The organism is Lacticaseibacillus parahuelsenbergensis, assembly GCF_030770265.1.
GTDB classification, from domain to species: Bacteria; Bacillota; Bacilli; order Lactobacillales; family Lactobacillaceae; genus Lacticaseibacillus; species Lacticaseibacillus casei.
In genome coordinates this window covers 1,206,963-1,231,723 of the sequence record NZ_CP132482.1, presented here as the reverse complement: position 1 = coordinate 1,231,723, position 24,761 = coordinate 1,206,963, and the positions used below count along the sequence as shown (strand labels likewise).

Here is a 24,761-nt window from a genome sequence, read left to right as displayed (position 1 = left end):
TTCTGTATTGTGGCTATAGATTATGACCCAGCCTCTCGGAAATCTAGTTAAGCTATGTCACCCACACCGCTTGAGGTTGACGGACGAACATTTTACCCGCAAGACCGGGCTTCGATCTCTTATGCCTGCTGCAACTGCTCAAGCCGCTGCTGGGTGCTGCTGAGTTGGTCGGCGAAGTCGCTGCGCTTGGTGCGCTGTTCGGCGACGACCGCTTCAGGCGCTTTGGACAGGAAGCCTTGATTGTTGAGTTTCTTGTCAATTCGGGCAATTTCCTGTTCAAGCTTCTTGGCATCTTTGGTTAACTTGGCCTTTTCTTCGTCCAGATCGACTAATTCATTGAGCGGAACAAAAATCGTTGCTCCAGTAATGACGGCGCTGCCAGCCATTTTCGGCTCTGCTACATCGGTTCCGACGGTGAATTCCTTGCTGTTGACAAAACGATCGATGAAATCGAAGTTCTGGTCAAAAATCGGCTTCAAAGCAGGATCCGTTAACTTCACGATAATATCAACCTTAGTCTTAAGCGGTGCGCCTGCTTCTTTACGAATACTGCGAACGCCGCGAATAAGCGCAATAATGGCATCCATCGCACTGGTTGCGTCGGCATTTTCAAACGCAGTATTTTCAACCGGATAACTGGCAGTCACGATTGATTTGCCAGTGTGCGGCAAAGCCAACCACAACTTCTCGGTCACAAACGGCATCACCGGGTGCAAAAGCCGCAGAATTTGATCAAGGGCATAAGCCAAATTAACCCGTTTAGCTGCCTTAGCCTTTTCATCGTCGCCGTACAGAACTTCCTTGCTCATTTCAACATACCAGTCCGCAAAGACATTCCAGGTAAAGTTGTACAGAGTTCGACCCATTTCACCGAATTCAAAGCGTTCAGACAGATCGGTAACCTGCTTGATGGTTTCATTTAATTGCGAAAACAGCCACTTATCGGATAAGTCGAATGTACTTGGATCAGGCTGCTGCGGCTTGTCCAGATCGCCTAGATTCATCATCACGAAGCGTGAAATATTCCAAATCTTGTTGATGAAATTCCAGGCAGCTTCAACCTGTTTGTAACTAAACCGGGTATCCTGTCCCGGCTTATTACCTGTGATCAGGAACCACCGCAAAGCATCGGCGCCATATTTTTCAATGACGTCCATCGGATCAATCCCGTTTCCTAGCGACTTGCTCATCTTGCGGCCTTGTTCGTCCCGCATCAGGCCGTGAATCAGCGTGTATTGGAATGGCCGCTCACCAGTAAAGTGCAATCCTTGGAAGATCATGCGGGCAACCCAAAATGGAATAATATCGTAGCCGGTGACCAAGGTGTTCGTCGGATAATACCGCTTATAATCCGGCGCATCGGTATTCGGCCACCCCATCGTGGAAAATGGCCACAAAGCACTGGAAAACCACGTGTCCAGCACATCAGGATCCTGTTGCCAATTTTCAATATCTTTCGGCGCTTCCATACCGACGTAAGTTTCACCGGTGTGCTTGTTGTACCAAGCCGGAATCTGATGGCCCCACCATAATTGCCGGGAAATGACCCAATCGTGAATATTTTCCATCCATTGCAAATAAGTGTGCTCAAAGCGCTCCGGAACAAAGGTTACTTTCTTGTCGCTTTCCTGTTGCGCCTTGATGGCTGCTTCGGCGAGCGGCTTCATTTTGACAAACCACTGCGTTGACAAACGGGCTTCGACTTGAACGCCGGTCCGCTCGCTGTGACCAACACTATGCACAATCGGTTCGACTTTAAGTAATAGGCCTTCCTTATCCAAATCCGCCACCATGGCTTTACGGGCTTCGAAACGATCCATCCCATTGTATTTGCCGGCATTTTCATTCATCGTGCCGTCGTCATTCATGGTATTGATGCGCTTCAGATCATGGCGATTGCCAACCTGAAAGTCGTTAGGATCGTGCGCTGGGGTGATTTTAACGGCCCCGGTTCCGAAGTCGGGATCAACGTAGGCATCCTCAATGATTGGAATTTTGCGGTTAGCAAGCGGCAAAATCAATTCCTTGCCAACCATATCTTTGTAACGCTTATCGCCGGGATGAACGGCCACCGCAGTATCGCCCATCATGGTTTCCGGACGGGTCGTGGCGATTTCGATATACCCGCTACCATCGGCAAACGGATACTTAACGTGGTAAAACGCGCCTTTATCGTCTTTATGAATGACTTCGATATCGGACAATGCCGTGCGGGCTTGCGGATCCCAGTTAACGATATATTCACCGCGGTAAATCAGGCCTTGTTTGTAGAGTTCGACAAACACCTTGCGAACGGCTTCGTTCAAGCCTTTATCCAAGGTGAACCGCTCACGGCTGTAATCCAATGACAAGCCCATCTTTGCCCACTGACCATGAATGGTTTTGGCAAATTCATCTTTCCATTCCCAGACCTTCTGGACAAACTTTTCACGACCTAAGTCATAGCGACTAATGCCTTCCTTGCGCAATTTGGCTTCAACTTTCGCCTGCGTGGCAATTCCGGCATGGTCCATCCCCGGCAGCCACAGCGTATCGAAGCCTTGCATCCGCTTTTGGCGAATCACAATGTCCTGCAAGGTTGTATCCCAGGCATGGCCCATGTGCAGCTTCCCGGTTACATTGGGTGGCGGAATGACAATCGAATACGGCTTGGCTTTTGGATCGCCGCTTGGTTTAAAAACATCTTCGTCCAGCCATTCCTGATAGCGGCCTGCTTCGACCGCTTTATGATCATATTTTGGTGCTAATGTTTCATCACTCACTGGCTCCACCTCACAAATTTTTCTGTCCATCCAGGTTTTCAGGACCGCAATATGCAAATTTGTCGACCGCGTTGGTTCGCGCTTCCTATAACGCGTTCGCCGGCTCACGATCACACAAAAAAAGCCCTAATTTATATAAAAATTAGGACGATTTCACTCGCGGTACCACCTAAATTGGGAATAACTTCCCCACTTAATTCAGGATAACGGCTGTCACCGGCCGTTCCCTACTCACTTCAGGACGGCAGCTCACAAGCTACAATCACGACCCCTTTTCGAGATTCACACCAACCATCTCGTCGCTGGGAAAAAAGGTCATGACCCTCTTGATCATTGCATTAGATGCATTATAACCCGCGGACATGGCAGGGTCAACGCCGTCATGATTGCTTCAAAGGTGCTTGTCGACCGCAAGCGATATTGTCTTAAGTAAGCAGTTAGCCAAAGTGTCACAAAAACTGTAACCTCTTAGAAGATACATCTAGGAGGAATCACATGAAGAAGGTTGTCTTAACAATGAAAGAAGAAGAACGTTACCGAGTCATCAAAGCAGTGGTCAATGGTAAGACCTCCGTGCAACGCGCAGCCGTTAAGCTCAAGCGCTCCGAACGAACCATCTACCGATTGATCAAGCTTTACAAGCAACAAGGCAAAGACGGCTTTATCCATGGCAATGCCGGTCGTGAGCCCGCCAACAAACGCAACGCGCAACTCGAACGCCAGATTATTCGTCTGTACACCAACAAGTATGCCGGATTCAACATCGCCCATTTTCACGAGTTCTTAACCACTGCCGAACAAATCGCCATCTCCGAATCCTCACTCCGGCTCTTATTCAGACACCACCACATTCTCTCACCCAAAGCCCATAAAGCCACCAAGCGCCGAGTCAAGCGTGAATTAAAAGAAAAAGAAAAGAAGTCCAAGCTCCTATCCAAACGTGATGAAGCCACCTTGTCAGCCATCGAGGTCGTTGAAAACATCAAAGCCCATCCAGAACGTCCTCGGAAACATTATTCTGGTGAACAGGTACAAATGGATGCTTCCTGGGAGTATTGGTTTGGTACTCAAAAAACCACCTTACACGCAGCCATTGATGATCAGTCCGGGAACGTTGTCGGCGGCTACTTTGCCAAACAAGAAACACTCAGCGGCTATTATCATGTGTTTGCCCAAGTCCTTCGCGATTATGGCGCTCCAGCAGAATTCCTAACGGATCGGCGCACCGTGTTTAACAGCAACAAAAAAGAGGGCTCACCTTCGACCGAGAACCCTCTTACACGTTTCGGTTATGCCTGCCAGACACTTGGAACAGAACTTTCGGTCACCAGTATTCCGCAAGCCAAAGGCCGCATAGAACGTCTTCTGGAGACTTTTCAAGATCGGCTCACAAGTGAACTGCGGTTGCATAACATCACCACAATCGCAGATGCCAATCGGTTTTTGGTCGGCTTTATCAAGCGTTACAATGACCGCTTCGCATCTACCATCAAAAGTAGCATGTCGGTGTTTGATAAGCAACTAACACCCAAGGAAATTGACAATATTTTGATCATTGCCAATGAACGCAGCATCGGCCACGGACATTGTGTTCGCTTTGATAACAAACGCTATCTGCCACACCGGAATGGCGAATTGGTTTATTTACCCCCGCATACAAAGGTCTTAGTCATCAAAAGCTTCACGGGCAGACTTTATATGACCACTGATGATGACCAGGTGTACGACCTTTTCTGTGTGCCAAAAGAACAGTTCATGTCAGCCAAATTCGATCTTACGCCAGCTGCGGCACCAACTCCTAAACGAACCAAGAAAATCCCGGCAATCACGCATCCGTGGCGCCGCGCTAACTATCGCGATTACCTTGATTCTCTTGGCATTAACAGGACAAGGGTTAAACAGTTGGTCGCCGAACGATATCCATACAAGAATTCACAAGCGATTCAAGTCTAATTAGGATCATCTCGCGTCCAGTTTTCGGACGCATGTTTTATGGAATTTACTGTCAAAGTCGAAAATCGCTTGACACGCCGTCATGATTGCTTCAAAGGTGCTTTTTGTTCTTGTGCTAGCTTGTTTTGATGGTCAACAAACAGTAACGCTTGTAATTCACTGGTCAGATCAATATAGCGAATTGTTGTTCCGGGTTGGGCGGGAACGGGCTTGGGTGCAAAGGTCAAAATCGCCGTTATGCCATTAGCTTCAAGTTGGCTAATCACTGCTGCCTGCGCAGAACTCGGCACGCAGACAATCGCGGTATGCATGCCTGGACGGACTTTTTCGGATAAGGTCGCCAAGTTATAAATCGGAATACCGGCAATTGTCGTCCCGATCAAGCTGGGATCCGTGTCAAAGCCCATCACAATGGATAAGTCGGGATTACGCCGAAAATTGTTGGTCAGCAGCGCCCGCCCCAGATTCCCACAGCCTACCAACAGCATCTGCTCTTCGGAGTGAACCTCTAATAGCTCGCCAAAAACTTCCGCAAGCAAATCAACTGAATAGCCATACCCGCTGCGGCCTAGGTCGCCAAAATTAGAAAAATCGCGGCGAATGGTGGCTGGTGCAATGTGCACCAACTTGCTTAACCGATCCGAGCGCACCCGTTTGACACCTGATTGTTGTAAAGCTTTGACCGTTCGATAGTAAACCGGAATGCGTTTAATCGTTGCTTGCGACAATGCTTGTTTATTGACGACCAAGATGAACACCTCCGCACGTATTTGTTAAACATTTCACATATTCAGTTTAACAGATGTAAGCGATTTTAGCCACCTTTTTCATGCCAAAAAATTGGCGAATAGCAGCTTGGGCTTCATGTTGACTCAGTTGCCAACGATGCAGGAGATCATCATCTATAAGCATCAGAAAGCAGTTTCACGAAGCCGCCGCTAAAATGATGAGATTTTTTGTGAACTTTTTCTTTTAGACAACAAAATAACACCGGGCGGCAGAGACAACAAAATCATTACCATCTGCGTCCGGTGCCATCAAGCTTTAAAGCAACTCTGCAATAACGTCCTGATCCTGATTCATAAACTGATCCGAGGACTTGATCTCCTGAACCTTGATTCCGGCTAATGCACGCGTCATCAGCCCGTCAACATCCAGTTTACTTTCATAATAGCGCGCGCGATCGGTCTTGGGTTTGGTCTTCGGGGATGGCGGCGCAAAAATCGTGCAACAATCCTCAAACGGCATGATTGACAAGTCATACGTGTCGATTTTTTCCGCTTCGGCAATGATTTCATTCTTGTCCATCGTCGCGACCGGTCGAATAATCGGCATGGTCGTCACATCGTTAATCGCCGCCATGGACTCCAACGTTTGTGACGCTACCTGGCCGACCGATTCACCGTTGAAAATGGCTAGATCGCCACGCTGCTTGGCAATTGCTTCGGTGAGGCGCAACATCATCCGGCGTTGAACCGTCATCAGATAGCCTTCCGGAACTTTTGCTTTGACGTCTTCTTGAATTTCGGTAAACGGCACTTCAATAAAGTAAATCCGCCCAACATACGGGGTCAATTTAGCCGTCAGCTGCTTGGCCTTATTTAACGCCTGTTGGCTGGTATAAGGCGGACTGAAAAAGTGCACCATTTCAATGTCCACACCGCGTTTCAACGCATAATAACCTGCCACCGGCGAATCAATGCCGCCGCTAAGCATCAAGGCAGCACGCCCAGCCGTTCCGACCGGCAAGCCACCTGCACCCTGAATGGTCTTGGTTGACAGATAAATGGCCTCGCGCCGAACTTCTACACGCAAAATCATATCAGGATGATGCATTTTAACCACTAGATCCGGCCGTTTATCCGTCAAAAAGTCCCCGAGGTCCAGATTCATCGCATTCGTGTCCAAGGCAAAGTCATGATCACTACGCCGCGTATTCACCTTATAACTAATGCCTTTAGGTGCCGTTTCGTTCATCAGCTGCAAGGCCACTTCATGCACCTTGGTCATATCTTTTTCAACAGCAATGCTCGGGGAAAAATTCTGAATGCCAAAAACCTGCGATAGCCGTGCCATCACCTGATCACTGGGTTCGCCATTCAACTCGATATGCATCCGGTCTCGTTTTGGCCGAATCGTCAGCTTAGGGAACTCATGCAACGCACGCGTCACATTACCATTCAGGCGCCCGATGAAAGCTTGGCGATTCTTGCCTTTGGTCGAAAGTTCGCCGTAACGAACCATTATTTCTGAATATTGCATCTTAAAATCCTTTCAGTTAGACAGTCGCCTTATCGAGCTTGGCAAACTTCGCATAAATCTGGTCAAATGCGTCATTAAACGCATCAGCCTCGGCTAGCGTATTGGCTTCATCAAGGCTAACCCGAATCGCCGACGTCGCAATTTTCGGATCAGTATGCATCGCCGCCAGCGTACTGCTTTCTGTGCCTTTTTTGCTTGAGCAGGCGCTAGTTGTCGAAATATAAATCGCATGATCTTCAAACGCATGGACAATCGTTTCGCCGCGCACCCCGGCGATAGCAAAACACAGAACATGCGGGGCAAAATCCGGCGTCAACTGGCTAAACATTGTCACCTTAGGCTTTTGGCTGACATGATCGTAAATACGCTTGCGAACCGCCTGCTGCTGGGCAACATTGTTGTCTTCGTTTGCTAACAACAACCGCAACGACTTCGCCATCGCCGCAATCGCCGGCACATTTTCGGTTCCTGAACGCCAATCACGCTCCTGGCCACCACCAGTCAGCAATGGATCGATCATGCGGCCTTCCTTAGCATAAATAAACCCGGTACCGCGCGGCGCATGGAATTTGTGCCCGGAAAAACTGAGAAAATCAATCCGAGGATCCTGCAAAGCCGCATCCAAGCCCTTACCAACCGCCTGAACCGCATCGACGTGGAAATGAATATTGGGATAAGCATCCAAAACCCGTGCGGCCTGAACAATCGGCTGCATACTGCCAATCTCATTATTCACGGCCATGATTGAAACCAGAATCGTATCCTTCCGAATCGCGGCCTTCAAATCATCGATATGAATAAAACCGCGGTGATCAACCGGCAGATACGTAACTTCAAAGCCCAACTTTTCAAGTTGTTTCATGCTATTCATCACAGCTGGGTGCTCGATACTGGTCGTAATCAAGTGCCGGCCAAACTCACGCTTCGCCATGGCCGTTCCCTTAATCACCCAGTTATCGCCTTCCGTGCCGCCACTGGTAAAATAAATTTCATCCGGCTTAGCCCCAATCAACTTGGCAATCTGCGCCCGTGAACTCTGCAAAACCTCATCAGCCTTCGTCCCCAGCGCGTGCAAACTACTCGGATTACCAAAAAAATCCGTGCTGACCTTATTGTAAGTCGCCAATGCATCAGGCGAAATCTTAGTCGTCGCACTATTATCAAAATAAATCATCAGCCGGCCCCTTCCGTTATTTAGACTGGGTTGAATTATAGACAAAAAGTTAGTAAGTTTCAAGAGCGCGAACCAGCCCGGTTAGAAACCGGAGTGTAAGTGGCTTGGGCGTGATGGCCCGGGTTTGGCCATTGCGTCCAAGGTCCTTACACGCAGGTTTCTGGGCTGGTGAGCACGTTTTCCCCACGCCAACGCACCAAAACACTCACGCCAAAACAAAAGCCAGCCCAATCAGACTGGCTTCCCAATAACTCCTAATATAATGAAGCCTTCTTCCGTGCAAGATAAGCATCTTCAACCTTCTGATAACTCCCCTGCTCGGTCTGTTCCAGCGCCGTGGCAAGTGTATCCGCAGCCTGCTGATAATCAAAATGCAAATAAAGTTCCGTGGCATGCTTCACGGCATCGGCTACCGGCTTAACCGTTGTCTTGTAGCGGTTGGCATACTGCATCAATTCTTCAGTTAGACCCGCAGCGTCAATCAATGCACTGGTTGCCTTTTTCAACGCTTCAATATCGTTGGCAATTTTAATCAAGAACTTCGCAATCGCATCCATATCGATTTTAACTTGATTCAAATCGTGATTCAGCTGTTCGATTTCCGAGGTGACATGCTTTACCTGATCTACATAATCCTGAGGCAGTCCCGGCAAGTGGTGGCGAACAATTTCATGTTTGATATTGCGCATATCAAGCTCAAAGTTTTCTGCCTGCTTGTTGGCAACAATCTCGCCTTTCTTCAATCCGGCCACATCTTGATTAATTTGAACCTGGTGCTTTTCAATTTCGGTTAATTGTTCTTTAGTCGCATCAAACCGGCCAATCACATCAGAATAAACCGCTTTGCCGGCCTCGATGGCATCAGTGTCTTTCGTATAATTGGCATCAATCGTGTCGAGTTGCATTTTTAGATTTTTAGCCGTTTTGATTTCATGATGATTCAAGGTATAGCTTTGATCCAGATGCTCCAGCTCAGTTTGCAGCTCGCGATTCTGACGCAACGCATGATCAATGAAACGTCGCAAGTCAGGGGTGGCCGCGTCAACCCGCTTCTTGGCTTGCATTTCCTTTTCCATAATCGCATACATCTTGTCGATCTCGGCTTCGATTTCGGCATTAGCCGCAGCAGTTGCAGCTACGTCAATCGACTTCAATGTGGCGTTCGCGTCTTTCATTTTTGCTTCGACGTCCGCCACCATGCCTGGGATATCATCCGTGAAAACATAATGGGCGGTGGTTAATTGCCGATAACCGTGTTGGATTTCATTAATCTGGCCGGGGAACTCATTGACCTGTTCATTAACCAGCGGTGGCAATTCTTTGACCTGCTTTTTTAACTCGTCCATTTGTTCAGCCAACTGCTTAATCTCTGCCTTGGCTGTTTGGTGATCGCCATCGTTGTTGATCTGGTCGATTTTTTGGAATAACTGGGCAAGTTGTTGCAGCCGTTGTTCCAACGCCGGCTGGGCATCGCCGAAAACAAAACTTTTGGCAAGGATGGTCTTGCGGGAAACCTGATAATCATCCCGCAGCCGCAACATTTTACTCCGATTATCGGCCTCATCATGCCGAATATCCTGCAAGGCATCACTAATCAGTTCATATTGGTGGCGGGCCGTTTCGATTTTGGCTTCCAACACTTTGGCAATCTTAGAGGCGTGATCAAACCGGAATCGTTTGACCTGATCTTCCAAATCCAGCAAAATTTTCTGGAGATCTGCCAAGTCATGATCGTTTAATTGATCAAACGCCCGCTCCCATTTGCCAAACGTCGCAAGGCTGTCGCCGGTTAGCTTCAGTTGCTCAATGCTGCGGATTTGACTCGAAAGCGCACCAATATCAATCGCCTCGACCTTTTCGTCTAAGTTCTTGATGCGAGTCTGAAAATAATGCTGCAGCCACCAGACACCGCCAGCGGCCACAATTATAATCACGACGATAATAAAGAACCAGATCATCCCTACACCCTCTGCTTTACCGATTATCTTTTCTGATTGCATTTCGCCCGCTTCACAGCTAAAATGCCGTTAAGTGTCAAAACACGAGAATATCCTAGCTACAAGTATCGCAAAAAAAGCCTTCAGTTAAAAGGCCTATATGCCGCTTTTCATAAATTCCTAAAAGGACTGATCAAATGACGACTCTCGATCCCATCATTATCGAACAACTCGATGGCTTACTCACAGGCGAAACCAACCCTATTACCGCACTCGCTAATGCCAGCGCGTTGCTAAACGATAGCATGACCGACCTCAACTGGGCCGGTTTCTACCTTTTTAATACCAAAACCGGTCAGCTCGACCTCGGACCCTTCCAAGGCAAAGTTGCCTGCATGCACATTCAGCCGGGCAAAGGCGTTGTCGGCACCAGCTTCCAGCAGCAATCCGTCATCCGCGTTGCGAACGTCCACGAATTTGCCGGTCACATCGCCTGCGATTCCGCCAGCAATGCCGAAATTGTGGTTCCTATCAACGTTGACGGTAAAACAGTTGCCATCATGGACATCGATTCGCCAAAATTCGATCGGTTTAGCGAAGAAGACGAAAAGATCCTGACGCAATTCGGGCAGACATTGGCCGACACAATTCGGGCAGACATTGGCCGAACACCTTGACACTGCCGCGTTAAACACGGTATACTAGCTCGCGTGTAAAATAATGCAGCAGCGGCCGGCATGGTCGGCTCCAGTCCTGCCTCGGCGTTAAGCCGGTGACAGTAGTAACCGCGGCTGCAAAGGTGAACCTTTGCAGGACTGCCCGTGTGCTAAAGCCGCAATTCGTTATTTTACTCCAAATAAAAACTTGGAGGAATATCTATATGTCTCGTTATACTGGTCCTCGCTGGAAGCAAAGCCGTCGTCTCGGCTTGTCCCTTTCCGGCACTGGTAAAGAATTAGCTCGTCGTCCTTACGCACCTGGTGATCATGGTGCCAACAACCGTCGGAAGATCTCCGAATACGGTCAGCAATTGCGTGAAAAGCAAAAGCTACGTTGGATGTATGGCTTAAACGAACGTCAATTCCAGAACCTGTTCCTGCGCGCCGGCAAGATCAAAGAAGGTACCCATGGTGATAACTTCATGATCCTGCTCGAAACCCGCTTGGACAACATGGTTTTCCGCTTAGGTCTGGCTTCCAGCCGTCCGCAAGCACGCCAACTTGTTAACCACGGTCACATCACCGTTGATGGCAAGCGCGTTGATATTCCTTCTTACGAAGTACAGCCTGGTCAAGTGATCGGTCTTCGCGAACGCTCACAAAACCTAGCCATCGTCAATGACGCCATCGAGAACACCGTTTCCCGTCCGGCCTACGTCACCTTTGACGACAACAAGAAGGAAGGCTCCCTCGTTCGCTTACCAGAACGTGGCGAACTCGAACCAGAAGTTGACGAATCACTGGTTGTTGAATACTATAACCAGAAACTTTAATACTTCAAATGTTGCAACCAACTTATTCTGTGAGTTGGTTGTTTTTTTATACATCAAAAGATCGGATCAGTGATGCTTCCCCGACTCGATCTTTTTTATCTAATCATTAAATTAATCGGCTTCAATCATCCCGCTTCATCTTACGAACGGTCAACCAAATCAACACGTTGAAGACAATAATCCCCAAAATCAACACTGACGCCAAGCCGATCCGCCCTACTGTGCTCTTGAGCAGGAAAGGTTGCCAGGCCGGGACACGGGTGGCAATTCCGAGAACGGCCATGATGCCGATAATCGGAACGAATGGCAACCACATTGTTTTATCGGCTTGCCGCCAAAAAGCAAATCCTAGTGCAATTAACAAGATAACAATTAGTACAACGCCACTGATACCCGATAAATCAAGTTGCCAAGGAGTTTTCACGAAGATTGGAAGTATAACACCCGGCGCAATAAGTGCACAACACGCCAGCCAAAGGAGAAGTATCCAAAAGATCTTCCCTCGCCTCCAGTGTCGACTCTTTTTATAGGCTGTACGGCCAATAAAGCTGACAATCGCCACCGCGACAAAGATGAAATAAATGCCAACAAGAAGTTCTGCACCGATATCCCAAGGCCTTGTCGCTATCATTAAGGCTGGAATGGTCGTTACCAAAAGATAGGAAAGTAAAGCATAACCGATTATTTTAAACGAATCAAACCAGCTGATCGGGACTTCCGCCAGAATGTCATCGGCAGTTTCTTGCGGTTGCTTACCAAAATAATCGACAGCCGAAATGCCATCCTTTTGTGCCGCCAAAATATCCGTCAAAATCGTGATTAACTCCTGCTCAATCGTCGTGCTGTCTTTTAAAACCATTCTCGTACGCATATATACCAACAAATCTTCATAGTATTGCTTATTGTCAGGTGTCAGTTGCGACCGTAGCTTGTTGTTTTCCTGAACGAGTTGGTCTTCTTTAGTTCTCATGGCCTGTTTCCTCCTCCACGGTTAATAATTGGGTCACATGCTGGGTCAACCGATGCCACTCTTCGACAAAATCATGACGCGCAACCATACCGTCCGAAGTAACTTGATAATACTTACGCGCAGGCCCGTCCGGTGATGGCCTTAGTTGACTGGTGATCAGCCCCTTTTTCTCCAGGGCCATGAGCAGTGGGTAAATAGTGCCTTTGGAAATTTCGGCAAAGCCATACTTTTCCAGTTCTTGGCTTAAAGTATAGCCATAGTATTCGCCCCGACTAAGTATGACTAAGACGCAACCCTGTAGGATGCCTTTGAGCATTTGTGTGTGCAAATCCTGGGCCATCTTTTTTCCTTTCTTTGCTAGTAGGTAATGCCATTTAGTTCCTGGACATAATATACCCCATGATGGCCTAACATGCAATACATACTACCTAAAAACATAATGTCAACCAAAAGCCAGCCCGACTCTCCCAAGTCAAGCTGGCTTTGTTAGACAATTCTTTTAAACTCACGCCTTACCATGCTCCCGATACGTATACGTCAAGAAATAAAATGGCACCGCGATCACGAGCGCGCCTAGGCCAATGACAAGCTGGCTGACCTGTACCTGAACTAGCAACCACAGGCTAACCAAGATCGCCACTGCCGGGATAACCGGACCTAAAGGCAAATGGAAGGTGCTGCTTTTGTCTTTGGTTTTGGTGTGGGCAAATACGATGACGGCGAGACAAGTTGGGATGTATTGGGCAAATCGCGAGACCGCGCTGATTTGAGCTAAGTAGCCAAATGTGCCGGAGTAGGCAATGATCAGGGTGATAGTAGCGGAGACAATGATGGCAACGTATGGCGAGTTCACGCGATTACGTTTGGCCAGCAGTTGCGGCATCATGTGGTTTTCCGCAAGTGCTACACCGGACCGTGGGGTGATGAAGGAGCTGGCAACCAACAGCCCGCCAGTTGATAGCAATGTCCCAGCCGCAACTAGAGCATTACCGAAGCCGCCTGCCACTTTGGCAAAAGCTGTTTGAATCGGTGTGTCAGTATTCGCCAACGCACTGCCTAAAATGCCGGTGCTGACAACCTGAATCAGAATATAAAAGAGTGCCACCACTGTCATGACCGTGGCCACCGCTTTAGGCAGGTTACGCTTGGCATTTTTCATGTCACCTGCCGCAACCACGAGGCCTTCAAAACCGGTGAAGGCGTAAAACATAACAACTGCGGCTTGGCCGAAGCTGCCGGATTTGTAACTGCCGCCGGGGAATAATGGCGTAAAGTTGCTGCCTTTAATAAAGAAAATGCCAATCGCTACGAATAACACCAGCGGGACCAATTTGGAAACACTAATAATATTGTTGACGACGGTCGAAACCCGGACACCGGCGATGTTCATCAGGGCTAGTCCGATAACCATGACCGAAATAACCGCGTCTTTGATCACGGGCTGGTTCAGTGACGGAAACGTGCCGACCAAGGCGGTGGTAAAGGCAACTGCCATCGTTGCTTCGGCAATAATGCGAATCGCCCAAGTCACAAAACCAACTTCAAAGCCGACAAAATCGCCAAACGCATCTTTCGCATATAAGTATGGGCCGCCATCGCGATCAAAATAAGTAGCTGCCTGCGCAAAACAAAGCGCAATCGTAATCACGAGCAATGCATCAAACAACAACACGAAAATGCTGGCGGAACCCATTAATTTGGCTGCCTGATTAGGTAAAAGAAAAATGCCGGAACCAATGATGCCATTGATGCCAAGTAAAATCATACTCCAGTAGCCCATTTGTTCTTTTTTCACGATGCTATTATTCATGAGCCTCACCTCCTGCGCGTTTCACAATGTCGCTAAATAATGGTAATTGGTCGGGAAAACTCGGCCACATGTTCTCTGGGTGCCACTGAACCCCGAGAATCAAATCAGAATCTTTGCTTTCCACCGCTTCAACCACGCCATCAGGAGCCTGAGCGGTTACCTTCAAATCCGGTGCAACCTCTTTGACCGCTTGATGGTGGCGGGAATTCACATAGCTGCTCGTGCCCATCAATGACGCTAAATGCGAACCGGGCGTGATCGCAACATGATGCGTTGGCCACTGCCCTGGTGCGGCTTGTGAATGGCGGATCGTGGCTTTAGGATTTTGGCTAGGTAAGTCTTGATACAGCGTTCCGCCTAATGCCACATTTAAAATTTGAATACCACGACAAATGGCAAAAATCGGTTTCTTCGCTTCTAAAGTCGCCTTGATTAAGGCAATTTCAAACCGATCCTTTTGATAAGTCGCACGCCCCATGGCTTGAATGGGTTCTTCATGGTAAAACGTCGGGTCAACGTCCGGCCCGCCTGGCAAAACCAGCCCGTCGAAAACAGCCACATACTGTTGTGCTAACGCTTCGGCGACAGCATCGTCTTCCGGATAAGGCAAAATCAAGGGCGCACCGCCAACTTTCACAATGGCGTTTTTAATCATATTAGGCGCCATGTCTGCGTAATTTAGATTGATGACAGGCGAAGGCGCGACCATTGAATCACCTGTAAGTGCGATAATCGGTCGCATTTTATCAGCTCCTTGTAGTTTAGATATTCTTGTATTTTAATCTTTATATAATTATTTTCAACCAAGAATTTAATATAAGGCGGAAAATTCTTTTTGACTTGTACTGTATAAAATAACAGGCCTTTTCTGTGCCGGTATCCTTCTAGTTCTACAAAATCGGCCAAATGTGCATTTATTTCAAAATCGGGTTATGTTTAGCCAATTCTCTTGCTTAGCTACAAAAAACGGATCGCCATCCGCAATTCAGGAATGACAATCCGTTCATCTAACTTGTCTGATTTACAGGTACCAAAAACTGCCCATCATGATTGATTATTTCTCAGGGCCGACCATTGATAACTGAATCCGCTCGCGGGCAAGATCCACCGATTCAATCCAGACTTCAACAATATCGCCAATGGCTACAACTGTTTTCGGATCGCGAACGAACCTACGGGCCATTTTAGAGACGTGAACCAAGCCGTCGTGTTTCACCCCAATGTCGACAAAAGCGCCAAAATCAACAACATTGCGCACGGTTCCCTCCAGCTTCATCCCCGGTTTCAAATCCGCCATGGTTAAGACATCTTTGCGCAAAATCGGTGCCACCATGTTGTCCCGCAAATCCCGACCCGGATTCTGCAAGCTGGCGACAATATCCTCGAGTGTTTCAGCACCGACGCCTTCATTAACGAATGGCGCTAAGTCAACGTTGCTGACTTTGGCAACCGCTTGTTGATCGCCAAGGTCTGCTTCGGATAACCCCGCCGCGGCCAAGATCTTTTTGGCGACTGGGTAACTTTCCGGGTGAATATCAGTGTTGTCCAGTGGCTGCTTACCGCCAATGATCCGCAAAAACCCGACTGACTGTTCGAACGATTTCGGCCCCAAGCGCGGCACTTTCTTCAGCTCAGTACGACTATTATAACGACCGTTTTCATCCCGGTAGTGCACAATATTGAGCGCGATTGTTTTTGATAAACCGGAAATACGCGTCAACAGCTGGTAACTAGCGGTATTCAGGTTCACACCAACTCGGTTAACTGCGCGTTCAACGACTGCATCTACTTCATTAGCCAGCTCTTTACTCGGTAAATCATGTTGATACTGGCCAACACCGATTGACTCGGGATCAATTTTCACCAATTCGGCAAGCGGATCCTGAAGCCGGCGGGCAATACTGATCGCGCTACGCTGTTCAACCTGCAAATCAGGAAATTCATCACGCGCTTCCTGACTGGCAGAATAAACCGACGCACCGGCTTCATTAACGATCACATAGTAAATATCGCGTTTAATCTGCTTGAGCGTTTCTGAAACAAACTGCTCCGACTCACGGCTTGCCGTTCCGTTGCCAATGGCGATCATGGTTACCTGATGCTTTTCGAGTAACGCAATCAGCTCGGGGGCTGCTGCCTCGCGCTTCTTTTCCGGTGCTGGTTTGTGCGGATAGATGACCGCTTTATCGAGAAACTTACCATTCTCATCTACCACCGCCAACTTACAACCGGTGCGGTAAGCAGGATCAAAACCGAGAACAACCTTGCCCTTAATCGGTGCCTGCATCAACAAATTGTACAGGTTCTGGCCGAATACTTTAATCGACTTTTCTTCAGCGTCAACGGTTAACGTACCGCGCACTTCCCGCTCAATAGCCGGGCCGACAAAGCGCTTATAGGCATCCTGATAGGCATCTTCAATGAACGCCGTTGCTTCGCTGTCAGGACGATTATCGATGATTTTAAAATGAAAATACTGCATGACCGAAGCCGGATCGACCTGCACCTTAACTGTCAGAATTTTTTCTTTTTCGCCACGGTTAATGGCCAGGGTTCGGGTCGGAGTCATTTTTTTGATGGTTTCTTCAAAATCATAAAACTGCTGGTAAACGCCTTTTTCGTCTAGTTCCTTGCCTTTGGTTTTAACCGTGGTGCGAATGGTTCCGGTTCGCATCGTAAAATTGCGCACCCAGTTACGAATGGCGGCAATCTCGCTGAACATTTCTGCCAGAATTTCGTGCGCCCCGTCCAAAACATCCTGCACTGACGTAATCTCTTTATCAGGATTAACATATTTCTGCGCTTCGTCATTCAAACTGCCAGTGGGAAACGACAGCAGCCAGCGCGCAAACGGTTCAAGCCCCCGCTCTTTGGCAATGGTTGCCTTAGTTTGTCGCTTCTGCTTATAAGGTAAGTAAATATCCTCGACGTCTTGAAGCTTCGTGCTGGCGTGAATCTGCCGCTCCAGTTCAGGCGTCAGCTTTCCTTGCTCGGCAATGCTTTTAATCACGGCCTCTTTACGATCCTGCAAGGCCGTCACATGCTTGTACGCTTCCTCAATCGCCTGAATCTGCACTTCATCGAGGCTGCCGGTCATCTCTTTCCGATAACGCGCAATAAACGGAACCGTATTACCTTCTTGCATCAGATTCAAAACGGCGCTGATCTGATGATGAGTGATGTTAGTTAAATCCTGCTGCATTAACTGGACAGTTTGTTCTTCAATCAATTTAACGTTCCTCACAATTTCTACTTGGCTTCTTGTCGACTCAATAAGTACCATATTACCAAAATTGCGGATGTTTTTCTTTTAAGGATTCGTACTTTGACTGGTTTTCGGCAAAAGATCAGTACTTGGTCGAGTTGCTTTCGGTCCGCAGCCACGCGTCATATTGATCGACATACCACTGATCAAATCCACGCCCGTTTTTGAGGTAAGTGTCCTTATTAGTTTTCATAACAAGCCCGATTAAGGCATTCTTCTCATCGGGTAACGGCGGTAATTTAGCGCGATTGTCGGTCAAACTCTTGATAATCGATACTTTCGTGGGTCGTTGCAAGCCGTAATCAATCACCTTGACCGCTGCATAGCCTTTTTTATACCGATGCACGCGCGCATTGAATTGAACAATCTCGCCTTTGGTTAAAAGTCCCAATTCGGCAAACTGTTTCGTATAATTGAGCCAAAGATGATCTGTGACCTCTTGATCACCAAGCATGACATGTTCAAATAAGATCGTTGGCAAAAAGCGCGTGTTGATTTTCCCGCGCATCGTTCGCTTCATCCCAATGCCGGCATAAGTTGCCTGAAACGTGAAGCGTTCATCAGAGCCTAACTTTTTAAGCTTTTTCCTAGTCATTTGCGCCTCCCAAAGATTTCAATGCCCATTTTCTCAGTTTTTGTGTTAACAATAGATTTTGCTAAAAGCGGCATTTTCGTTAACATTGCAAGCAAAATTTTTAAATGGTTAATGGATTATTGGCTATGAAATGTTGTACAAGTTGCTCTAATCATTGGAGGAAAACATGCTTATTCGAACGATGCAACGCCGCTCTTTTATCAAACAATCGGGTAACATACTAACCACTCCACGTTCCCGCGAGGTTTGGCACGAACCCGATCTTAGTGATTTTCGGGAACCCTATGAGTGGATGCGCCATCAGTTTGAACTTCGCCGAATGTCGCTAAATCCTGATAATGCGTTGCTCTGGGGCTGGATTCATCCGCTTCACGAGGAGGACCAATATCGGGGCTTCAATGATCGGCGCGCTGCGTCAGTTCAGTTAATCGTTGATATTCCCAGCCAACTTGTTCTAGCAAGCGATTTTGATGCGTGGCATATTCCTCTTGGCCATGGCAATTTTTCCGACAATCTTTCTAGTAATGATCATGACTGGGAGAAGTTATTCGATGAGCACTGGCTTTTAATGAACGGCTGGGAACCGCAAAGTAAAAATGCTTACGTGCAGTGTGTTTTCCCATATATCAAACGGGAATGGATTCGAAATATCAAGTATTTTCGCGGCATTTATTAATGACAGTTTCAAATTTTGAAGCATGGGAGGTGACACCGTGTCACCATTTTTTACAGGATAACTAAAAATGCCAGCACACTTGTAAATAAGCGTACTGACACAGCAATCACCGTTCCAGAAGCTTTTTAAAGAACTGCAACTCTTTTTGTGAATCTAAAGCAAAGCCGATCAAAGCACCAAAATATAGACATTTTCAGTTACAACTTTGTGAACGTCTGTTAACTGTTTGATGTTTTCAGACTTACCGACATAATATGTCTCCATGTCCTGCCCGTATGCAATTTCTTGATCGTGTTCATCGTAAACAGCGACCTGCTTATCATCGGTGACATGAAAATTAGTCCATCGTGGCACATGATTATTGGGACTGTGACCATGAACAATGGATGCCCGATAGCAAAGTTTGGCGCCAATCGTTTGGTACAAGCCATTAGCAGCAGCATCATCAAGCGTATAAATCAGTAAAATACCGCCGCGTATCTTTAATCGGTCGCGCAATTGCTTCAGCAAGGCTTTAGCAATCCCAATGTGTTGATAATCTGGATGCACTGCAAGCGTATCAAGTGTGGTTAGGGCTGTCCCTTCAGGAAGACCATACGACGCTGCTTTTGCTTGACCTTGATCCAAAAAGATAGCCTCTGCATACCGATAACTTGTTGATCCTTAATTGCGACAAGTGAAACACCTGTGTCATCCGAAACAGTTTCCTTTTCGGCAGTAATCTCGTCCTGAAACGAACTACGCATATATGCCAGTGCGCGACATCGCAACCAGCTCTCCAGCATTTCCGGTTGATAATTTTTAATTGTGTATGTGACCATCGTTCCCCCTATTTGTAAACATCTTCCATCAATCAGTCCCAGTACCTTACTTTCCGGCGTCAAGCCACTGCCCAATCCGCTCTTCATAAATCCCCATCAACTGTTCTTGCTCAACAAACTTTCCAAATAGCGTGATCGTTGTCATCTCGGCCTGATAGACAGGCGTCACGACCTTTAATTTCCTAGTACGATGTGGATCTTTTTTTCCCATATCGGCCAGCCAGATGCGAACATCTTTAGGTGTCTGTAAAGCCGCCACGTCTTTTGCAGCGGTCTGTTTTAGCAATCGCGCGAATTGATCAGCCATTTGAACGCCTTTGCTGTCGAGATCGCCTAAATAGGCATAACACATGCCGCGGTCTTCGAGGCGTTGAATAAGCTGAACGTAAACATCATTGAAGTCATTGCCGGATTGCAAAATTAATGGCCAGTCCGGATGTTCCTGATGCAGCAATGCGAAGACGCCATTGTTTTCAATCACCACCGCCTGTGTGTTTTTCAACGGAAAGTCGAGCATTGGTTTGAGCTGCCAGGGATTCAATGTCAGCGGCTGAGGCAGGTCGGTCGCAAAAATATTAGCCGAGGTAAACGCCATTCCGATGAGGCGCGCCGTCAGTTCATTGACTTGGCCGTACTGAAAACAATGAGTCATGACCCAGCGATAATAGGCAAAAAGCGGCGGATCTTCGTGCGGATCGTTCAACGTATGCGCGGTTAATCCCAGCGCGACTGCCTGTTGTCCACGAGGCGGCAAGGCTTTCCCGCGCGCAATTTGATCAAACAGTTGATCCAGTTGCGCAGCTTTTTCCGGTGCTGCTTGTCCTGTCTGGCTTTCAAAAGCATCGCTGTAACGACTCATCCTTGCTATCCCCCTCTTACCTAACTAATCCATGACTCAATCATTATCGGTGTCCTTTTTCCAAATAAAGTTCTGCTGAACGCGATTTAAATGGAAGCGGCCGTCGCCTTGCTGCGGTGAGGCCATGACGTCCCACACAATGTTGTCGACGCCGTCTGCCAAAAGCTTGTTTTGCGCTCCGCTTGGCATGGTGGCAATAAAGCTGAAGCCAAAATTAACAATCGTTTTGGCAAAAGACTTAGCTGTTTCCGGATCGAGTTTATCGGCAAACTCGTCAAACATGACCAAATGCGGTGCATCGGCACGATTCGACCGTTGCAAAACCATTTTCGGCACCAGCAAGAGTGGTAACACCATCGCCTGCGCCTTTTCCGCGCCTGAACCGCCGGACTGGACAAATTTATCGTCCACTACTTCAAAATCGTTTTCACCGCTTTGACGCCGCCGAATCAATACCTCAAAATCAGACCATTCGCGCGTGTCAAGTAAGTCTCGCGCAGCAGCAAAGAACGCGTCATCGTCATTTGAAACCTCGGTGTTGTTAGCAAGTTGGTCGAGGCGCTGTTTCACCAACGCTTCAAGGTGCGGTCGTTGTTGCCGCTGCGGATCGCAGGCTTCTTCGATGGCTTCTGGTGCGATCCCCTTGATCGGCGTCAAGCGAACTTTCAATTTGATATGTTGATGGCCGGCCCCAGCCGCAAGAATCTGGTTGTAAGTCGTGATGACGTTGTACTGCGCACTGATCGCTGCCGTTGCCGCCTGGACAAATGTCGTATAAGCCATGTCATTGCCACTTTGTTCTTCAGCCAAGGCTTTCTCCACCGCGGCATGATCATCATCTAAAAGTTTTAGGGCTTTGTTAACATCAAATGCAACCACAGTCAAACCATTATCGGCAACCGAACGCTGTTGGCGCATTGCACTTGTCTCGGCAGGAAAACCCCGATCGGCAAAAAGCGCATCAAGCGCATTTTGATCCTCGCCGTGACCATCGTGGCGATGAATCAGGTTGCCAATCTGCGCGCTGATATCGCTATAACTGCTGCTGCGAATTTTAGCGCGATTGCTCGTGGCAAAGGTCAACAGCTCATCCATGTCAGTAAGGTGAACGCCCTCTGGAAAATACGGCCTCAACGTTTTAAGCTTTCCTGCAGCATCCGCCGCCTCTTTGGCTAATTGCGCCATGTCTGTTTTAATCGTACCAGTCAAAGTACTGATGACCCCTTGTCTGGTGGCGATTTCGGTTTCCACGCTTTGCAACTGTTGGGTTAACTTTCTTTGCTTGGTAGCTGCCGCGGCCAAACGGTTCGGTAATTCCGGATCAATTTTCAATGCCGCTTGTTCGGCCTTCAGCCGCGCGATGGTTTGCGCCAACTCGTCCTCGTCAAAGTCGGGATCAAAGAAGTCTAACCAAGTATCAAGGTTACTCTGCTGGGCTTTTTGCTCGCTTTCATTAGCAGTTAACAGCGACTGTATGTGAAGCAAAGTCTGCACCAGCGGTTTGAGCTGTTTGCGCAGATCCTTCAACTGAGACAAAATTGTTGGATCTTCTAAAATCACAGTCAAATCCGGCTGTTTTTTCAGAATCGCTGACTGTTGGTCACGCAAAGGCTGATATTGCGTGTTCATTTGCGCCGCGCCTGCTTCATGAATGGTTCGGTTGTCTTCCTGCAAACCATCATGAACCCGGCCGCTACCAAACCCCTGCACTCGCGTCTCAATGGCGGTTCCCATTTTGGCTTGCATCTGCTTGGTAATACCGACATCTGTGCTAAGACGATTGATCGTCTCTTCCAGCCCATCATACTGAACCTTCGCCGATGAGACTTGATGAATGTAATGTCCAAGCCCTGCTTCAATCTCCTGCCAGTCATCAGCCTGCATCACTTGGGAAAAGTTGTTCAACGTGCTTGTCAAAGCGAGTAGTTTGACTCTGATCGGAGAAAGATTGTTTTGCGTGTGATCGGCCAGTTGTTGTTTAATCCGATCATGTTTGATGGCCAAGGTTGCCAGCTGCTGCTGTAATGCTGCGACTTTTTGTTGCGTCTCGCGATAACGATCTAATTCGGCTTGGCTAGTTTTAATCTGCTGCTCATATTGTGCCCGCCGCTTAATCAGTTGATCCTGCTCGGCTTTTTCGTTACGCAATTGCTCAACCTGCTCCGTTATTTCCGTTACCGCTTGATTTAAATCAGCCAGTTGTGCGGAATAAGCTTGTATTTCCTGCTGCGTATGGGTCAATTTTTCCTGGTTGGCGGCATTGCGGGCAAACCGTTGGCTATACGGCGTCAATAAAATTTCTTGGAGATGATTCAAGTTATGCCAAAAGATCCGCGACTTCATTTGCTTCAATCGCCGTTGGCCTTCGCTGATTCGTTTTAACAACCCACGATACGTATTCACCTGTCGCTGACTGTCAGCCACCCGGCGAATCACCATATCATCGATGCCTTCCTGGGCGTCTTTTAATGCCGTAAGAATCGGTGCGAACTTTTCATTGCCGGACGTTAACGTCGGCGAGGCTAACAGACGATAGGCATTTGCTAGACGGCCTAGCACTTTGCCGTCGCTAAAACCGTAAATGCGGGTCGCGGCAAATTCTCGGTAATCTTCCGGCCGATCAAACACATGCAGTTGGTCACCCATCGCGGCATTCGCAGCTTTGAACTGATTTTTATCGAGACTTTTTCCTTCAGCATCCGTTGTGTGAAGCTCTAACGCATCAGTCGGGTTCGGCGCGATAACAACAAACCACCAAGTCGGCTTGCGCGGATCATCTTGCACCCGCGTCGCACCAAGACCTAAGATAACCTGACGCTGATCCGAGCGCATCAAAACGTAACTATAACCTGTCCGCACTTTCATAGCGCCCGGACCCCAGCCGAGCAACATCGATTCAAAAGTCCGCGTATCCCGGCTGCTATTGCGGACACTCGCGCTTTGCGAAACCTTCTCCGTGTTCTTAGCTGGGTTAAACGATGGCGTCGTGATGGCACCATCAATCAACATCGGAAAGAAACAGTTGGCAAGGGTTGTTTTGCCGACCGCATTTTCGCCGATTAAGGTCAGATTGCCATTTTCGGCCGCTTGCATGTCCAACTTGGCGTACTTATTAAAATTACGCAAATGATAACTGACTGGCACTAATTGTTGCGTCAAGATTTAGCTCCTTCTTTGCTTTCTTCATCCTGCGTCACCGCAAACCGCGCCACAATCGACGTTGGCACCCAGTAATCATCCTGAGCACGCATTAAATCATTTTCAAGTAAGGCGACCTTTACCTGACTCGGTTGAATCGTGAAGCCTGGAAAAAGTTCGGCAGTCACGGTTTTGATTAAGCCAGTCAAGTCATCGGCGGCCACGCCCGACCCCAGTTGATGGGCGACAACTAACGCAGCGAGGTAAGGCTTGGCAACGCTGGGCTGCCGCTGTTGATCCAACAATAGCGCATACTGATCCCCGACTTCCAAAACGAACCGCCCGCCTTGAGTCCATTGTTCCGCAATAGCTTCTTTATGGGCAACAAGGACAGGCCAAAGTTGCGGCGTAGTTTTGGGACTCATAAATTGTTCCGTCAGCAACACCCGATTGACTTTTTGAACATCGCTCAAAACCGGCTCGGCTTGCTCACTGGTCAAATAGTCGACCAGATTTTGGGCAAATTCGTTAAAGTTGGGATGAATCTCCCAGTAATCATCGATTTCGGCAGGAACATTTTCTGTGCCTTCCTCAAGCCGATCCGGCGTGAACAGCCCAAAACGCTTCACAAAGAGTGCATCAATGCAACGCAGTAATTCGCGTTCGTCAAGCTCAATCACTTCGCTGTGCACCTGACGGACGATTTTTTGCGTCGGAATGGCACGATCCTCCAAATTGCTCTGTAATTCCGGTTCATTGATGATCGTTTTCACGGTTGCCAAAAGCACATGCACAACTTCTGGCGAAAGTTCTTCCTTACCGATCATGAGGAAAAGATTTTCTTGAAAATTCTCCGGCGTTGCACCGAACATATTTTTGAAATAGTAACTAAGCTTTTGCTGCACGGACGGCTTTTTAAGTTCACTAATAGCAGCGCGACTGATTTGGGTCGCAGCGGGTAATGGCGTTGTGGTAAACACGCCATGATCCAGCAATTCATTGATGACAAGCTGGTCTAACTTGGTAATTCTGGCCATAAGCGTCCTC

Annotated in this window: 18 protein-coding genes, 1 pseudogene and 1 other annotated feature; of the genes and pseudogenes, 4 read left to right on the top strand and 15 right to left on the bottom strand. The window is 48.0% G+C overall.

The features are described 5' to 3' along the window. Positions 1-119: 119 nt before the first annotated feature. The gene (locus LACPH_RS05815; protein WP_370531191.1) at positions 120-2,792 is read right to left on the bottom strand and encodes a valine--tRNA ligase; all 2,673 of its coding nucleotides are present in this window, start codon (positions 2,790-2,792) and stop codon (positions 120-122) included. A gap of 110 nt (positions 2,793-2,902) precedes the next feature. After that, positions 2,903-3,105: a binding site (T-box leader), on the bottom strand. Between the two features lie 152 nt (positions 3,106-3,257). Here LACPH_RS05815 and LACPH_RS05810 point away from each other — a divergent pair. Next, the gene (locus LACPH_RS05810) at positions 3,258-4,715 is read left to right on the top strand and encodes an ISNCY family transposase (protein ID WP_306386520.1); all 1,458 of its coding nucleotides are present in this window, start codon (positions 3,258-3,260) and stop codon (positions 4,713-4,715) included. An 80-nt stretch (positions 4,716-4,795) separates the two neighbouring features. On the opposite strand, the gene LACPH_RS05805 is transcribed toward LACPH_RS05810, so the two are convergent. The 4 genes from LACPH_RS05805 to ezrA all read right to left on the bottom strand — a co-directional run bounded on the left by LACPH_RS05805 (position 4,796) and on the right by ezrA (position 10,109). Next, entirely contained in the window at positions 4,796-5,464 is a 669-nt protein-coding gene (locus LACPH_RS05805) for a redox-sensing transcriptional repressor Rex (protein WP_274784766.1), read from the bottom strand. Positions 5,465-5,759: 295 nt separating this feature from the next. Then, positions 5,760-6,977, bottom strand: a complete 1,218-nt coding sequence (gene thiI, locus LACPH_RS05800) for a tRNA uracil 4-sulfurtransferase ThiI (protein WP_274784765.1) — start codon at positions 6,975-6,977, stop codon at positions 5,760-5,762. A gap of 16 nt (positions 6,978-6,993) precedes the next feature. Next, positions 6,994-8,151, bottom strand: coding sequence for a cysteine desulfurase family protein (locus LACPH_RS05795; RefSeq protein WP_274784764.1), 1,158 nt, complete (start codon positions 8,149-8,151; stop codon positions 6,994-6,996). A 254-nt stretch (positions 8,152-8,405) separates the two neighbouring features. Continuing rightward, entirely contained in the window at positions 8,406-10,109 is a 1,704-nt protein-coding gene (gene ezrA / locus LACPH_RS05790; RefSeq protein ID WP_274784772.1) for a septation ring formation regulator EzrA, read from the bottom strand. Between the two features lie 176 nt (positions 10,110-10,285). Here ezrA and msrC point away from each other — a divergent pair, with 176 nt between their 5' ends. Together msrC and rpsD are read left to right on the top strand one after the other, a co-directional pair. Further along, positions 10,286-10,765 (top strand): free L-methionine (R)-S-oxide reductase MsrC, encoded by a 480-nt coding sequence (gene msrC / locus LACPH_RS05785; RefSeq protein ID WP_274784763.1) that lies wholly within the window; start codon positions 10,286-10,288, stop codon positions 10,763-10,765. A gap of 203 nt (positions 10,766-10,968) precedes the next feature. Then, positions 10,969-11,580 carry a 30S ribosomal protein S4 gene (gene rpsD / locus LACPH_RS05780; protein ID WP_010488729.1) on the top strand — a complete coding sequence of 204 codons (612 nt, stop codon included), beginning with the start codon at positions 10,969-10,971 and terminating at the stop codon, positions 11,578-11,580. 121 nt (positions 11,581-11,701) lie between these two features. On the opposite strand, the gene LACPH_RS05775 is transcribed toward rpsD, so the two are convergent. From LACPH_RS05775 to LACPH_RS05750, 6 genes are all read right to left on the bottom strand, one after another. Next, on the bottom strand, positions 11,702-12,550 hold the full coding sequence (locus tag LACPH_RS05775) for a DUF1129 domain-containing protein (protein WP_274784762.1): 849 nt from the start codon (positions 12,548-12,550) through the stop codon (positions 11,702-11,704). Beyond that, on the bottom strand, positions 12,540-12,890 hold the full coding sequence (locus tag LACPH_RS05770) for a PadR family transcriptional regulator (protein ID WP_274784761.1): 351 nt from the start codon (positions 12,888-12,890) through the stop codon (positions 12,540-12,542). The genes LACPH_RS05775 and LACPH_RS05770 overlap by 11 nt, the downstream gene beginning before the upstream one ends. Before the next feature lie 165 nt (positions 12,891-13,055). After that, on the bottom strand, positions 13,056-14,360 hold the full coding sequence (locus tag LACPH_RS05765) for an APC family permease (protein WP_041084719.1): 1,305 nt from the start codon (positions 14,358-14,360) through the stop codon (positions 13,056-13,058). Continuing rightward, positions 14,353-15,102, bottom strand: coding sequence for a gamma-glutamyl-gamma-aminobutyrate hydrolase family protein (locus tag LACPH_RS05760; RefSeq protein WP_274784760.1), 750 nt, complete (start codon positions 15,100-15,102; stop codon positions 14,353-14,355). The genes LACPH_RS05765 and LACPH_RS05760 overlap by 8 nt, the downstream gene beginning before the upstream one ends. A 312-nt stretch (positions 15,103-15,414) precedes the next feature. Then, positions 15,415-17,589, bottom strand: a complete 2,175-nt coding sequence (locus tag LACPH_RS05755) for a Tex family protein (RefSeq protein ID WP_306387488.1) — start codon at positions 17,587-17,589, stop codon at positions 15,415-15,417. Between the two features lie 118 nt (positions 17,590-17,707). Continuing rightward, a complete protein-coding gene (locus tag LACPH_RS05750; RefSeq protein WP_087912036.1) occupies positions 17,708-18,220 on the bottom strand; it encodes a hypothetical protein in 513 nt (170 codons plus the stop codon). Positions 18,221-18,386: 166 nt separating this feature from the next. On the opposite strand from LACPH_RS05750, the gene LACPH_RS05745 reads away from it, so the two are divergent. After that, positions 18,387-18,896 carry a hypothetical protein gene (locus LACPH_RS05745; RefSeq protein ID WP_274784758.1) on the top strand — a complete coding sequence of 170 codons (510 nt, stop codon included), beginning with the start codon at positions 18,387-18,389 and terminating at the stop codon, positions 18,894-18,896. Between the two features lie 168 nt (positions 18,897-19,064). On the opposite strand, the pseudogene LACPH_RS05740 reads toward LACPH_RS05745, so the two are convergent. The 4 genes and pseudogenes from LACPH_RS05740 to LACPH_RS05725 all read right to left on the bottom strand — a co-directional run bounded on the left by LACPH_RS05740 (position 19,065) and on the right by LACPH_RS05725 (position 24,751). Further along, a pseudogene (locus LACPH_RS05740) lies at positions 19,065-19,717 on the bottom strand (GNAT family N-acetyltransferase). Positions 19,718-19,763: 46 nt separating this feature from the next. Continuing rightward, the gene (locus LACPH_RS05735) at positions 19,764-20,576 is read right to left on the bottom strand and encodes a DUF2399 domain-containing protein (RefSeq protein WP_274784757.1); all 813 of its coding nucleotides are present in this window, start codon (positions 20,574-20,576) and stop codon (positions 19,764-19,766) included. A gap of 36 nt (positions 20,577-20,612) precedes the next feature. Then, positions 20,613-23,735, bottom strand: coding sequence for an SbcC/MukB-like Walker B domain-containing protein (locus LACPH_RS05730; protein WP_306387484.1), 3,123 nt, complete (start codon positions 23,733-23,735; stop codon positions 20,613-20,615). Further along, complete coding sequence (locus LACPH_RS05725) at positions 23,732-24,751, bottom strand: hypothetical protein (protein ID WP_274784755.1); 1,020 nt, start codon at positions 24,749-24,751, stop codon at positions 23,732-23,734. The genes LACPH_RS05730 and LACPH_RS05725 overlap by 4 nt, the downstream gene beginning before the upstream one ends. Positions 24,752-24,761: the final 10 nt, after the last annotated feature.

Coding starts and splice junctions, on each gene's coding strand:
- LACPH_RS05815 (WP_370531191.1), bottom strand. CDS start 2,792: ATGGACAGAAAAATTTGTGAGGTGGAGCCAGTGAGTGATGAAACATTA.
- LACPH_RS05810 (WP_306386520.1), top strand. CDS start 3,258: ATGAAGAAGGTTGTCTTAACAATGAAAGAAGAAGAACGTTACCGAGTC.
- thiI (WP_274784765.1), bottom strand. CDS start 6,977: ATGCAATATTCAGAAATAATGGTTCGTTACGGCGAACTTTCGACCAAA.
- LACPH_RS05795 (WP_274784764.1), bottom strand. CDS start 8,151: ATGATTTATTTTGATAATAGTGCGACGACTAAGATTTCGCCTGATGCA.
- ezrA (WP_274784772.1), bottom strand. CDS start 10,109: ATGATCTGGTTCTTTATTATCGTCGTGATTATAATTGTGGCCGCTGGC.
- msrC (WP_274784763.1), top strand. CDS start 10,286: ATGACGACTCTCGATCCCATCATTATCGAACAACTCGATGGCTTACTC.
- rpsD (WP_010488729.1), top strand. CDS start 10,969: ATGTCTCGTTATACTGGTCCTCGCTGGAAGCAAAGCCGTCGTCTCGGC.
- LACPH_RS05775 (WP_274784762.1), bottom strand. CDS start 12,550: ATGAGAACTAAAGAAGACCAACTCGTTCAGGAAAACAACAAGCTACGG.
- LACPH_RS05770 (WP_274784761.1), bottom strand. CDS start 12,890: ATGGCCCAGGATTTGCACACACAAATGCTCAAAGGCATCCTACAGGGT.
- LACPH_RS05765 (WP_041084719.1), bottom strand. CDS start 14,360: ATGAATAATAGCATCGTGAAAAAAGAACAAATGGGCTACTGGAGTATG.
- LACPH_RS05760 (WP_274784760.1), bottom strand. CDS start 15,102: ATGCGACCGATTATCGCACTTACAGGTGATTCAATGGTCGCGCCTTCG.
- LACPH_RS05750 (WP_087912036.1), bottom strand. CDS start 18,220: ATGACTAGGAAAAAGCTTAAAAAGTTAGGCTCTGATGAACGCTTCACG.
- LACPH_RS05745 (WP_274784758.1), top strand. CDS start 18,387: ATGCTTATTCGAACGATGCAACGCCGCTCTTTTATCAAACAATCGGGT.
- LACPH_RS05735 (WP_274784757.1), bottom strand. CDS start 20,576: ATGAGTCGTTACAGCGATGCTTTTGAAAGCCAGACAGGACAAGCAGCA.
- LACPH_RS05725 (WP_274784755.1), bottom strand. CDS start 24,751: ATGGCCAGAATTACCAAGTTAGACCAGCTTGTCATCAATGAATTGCTG.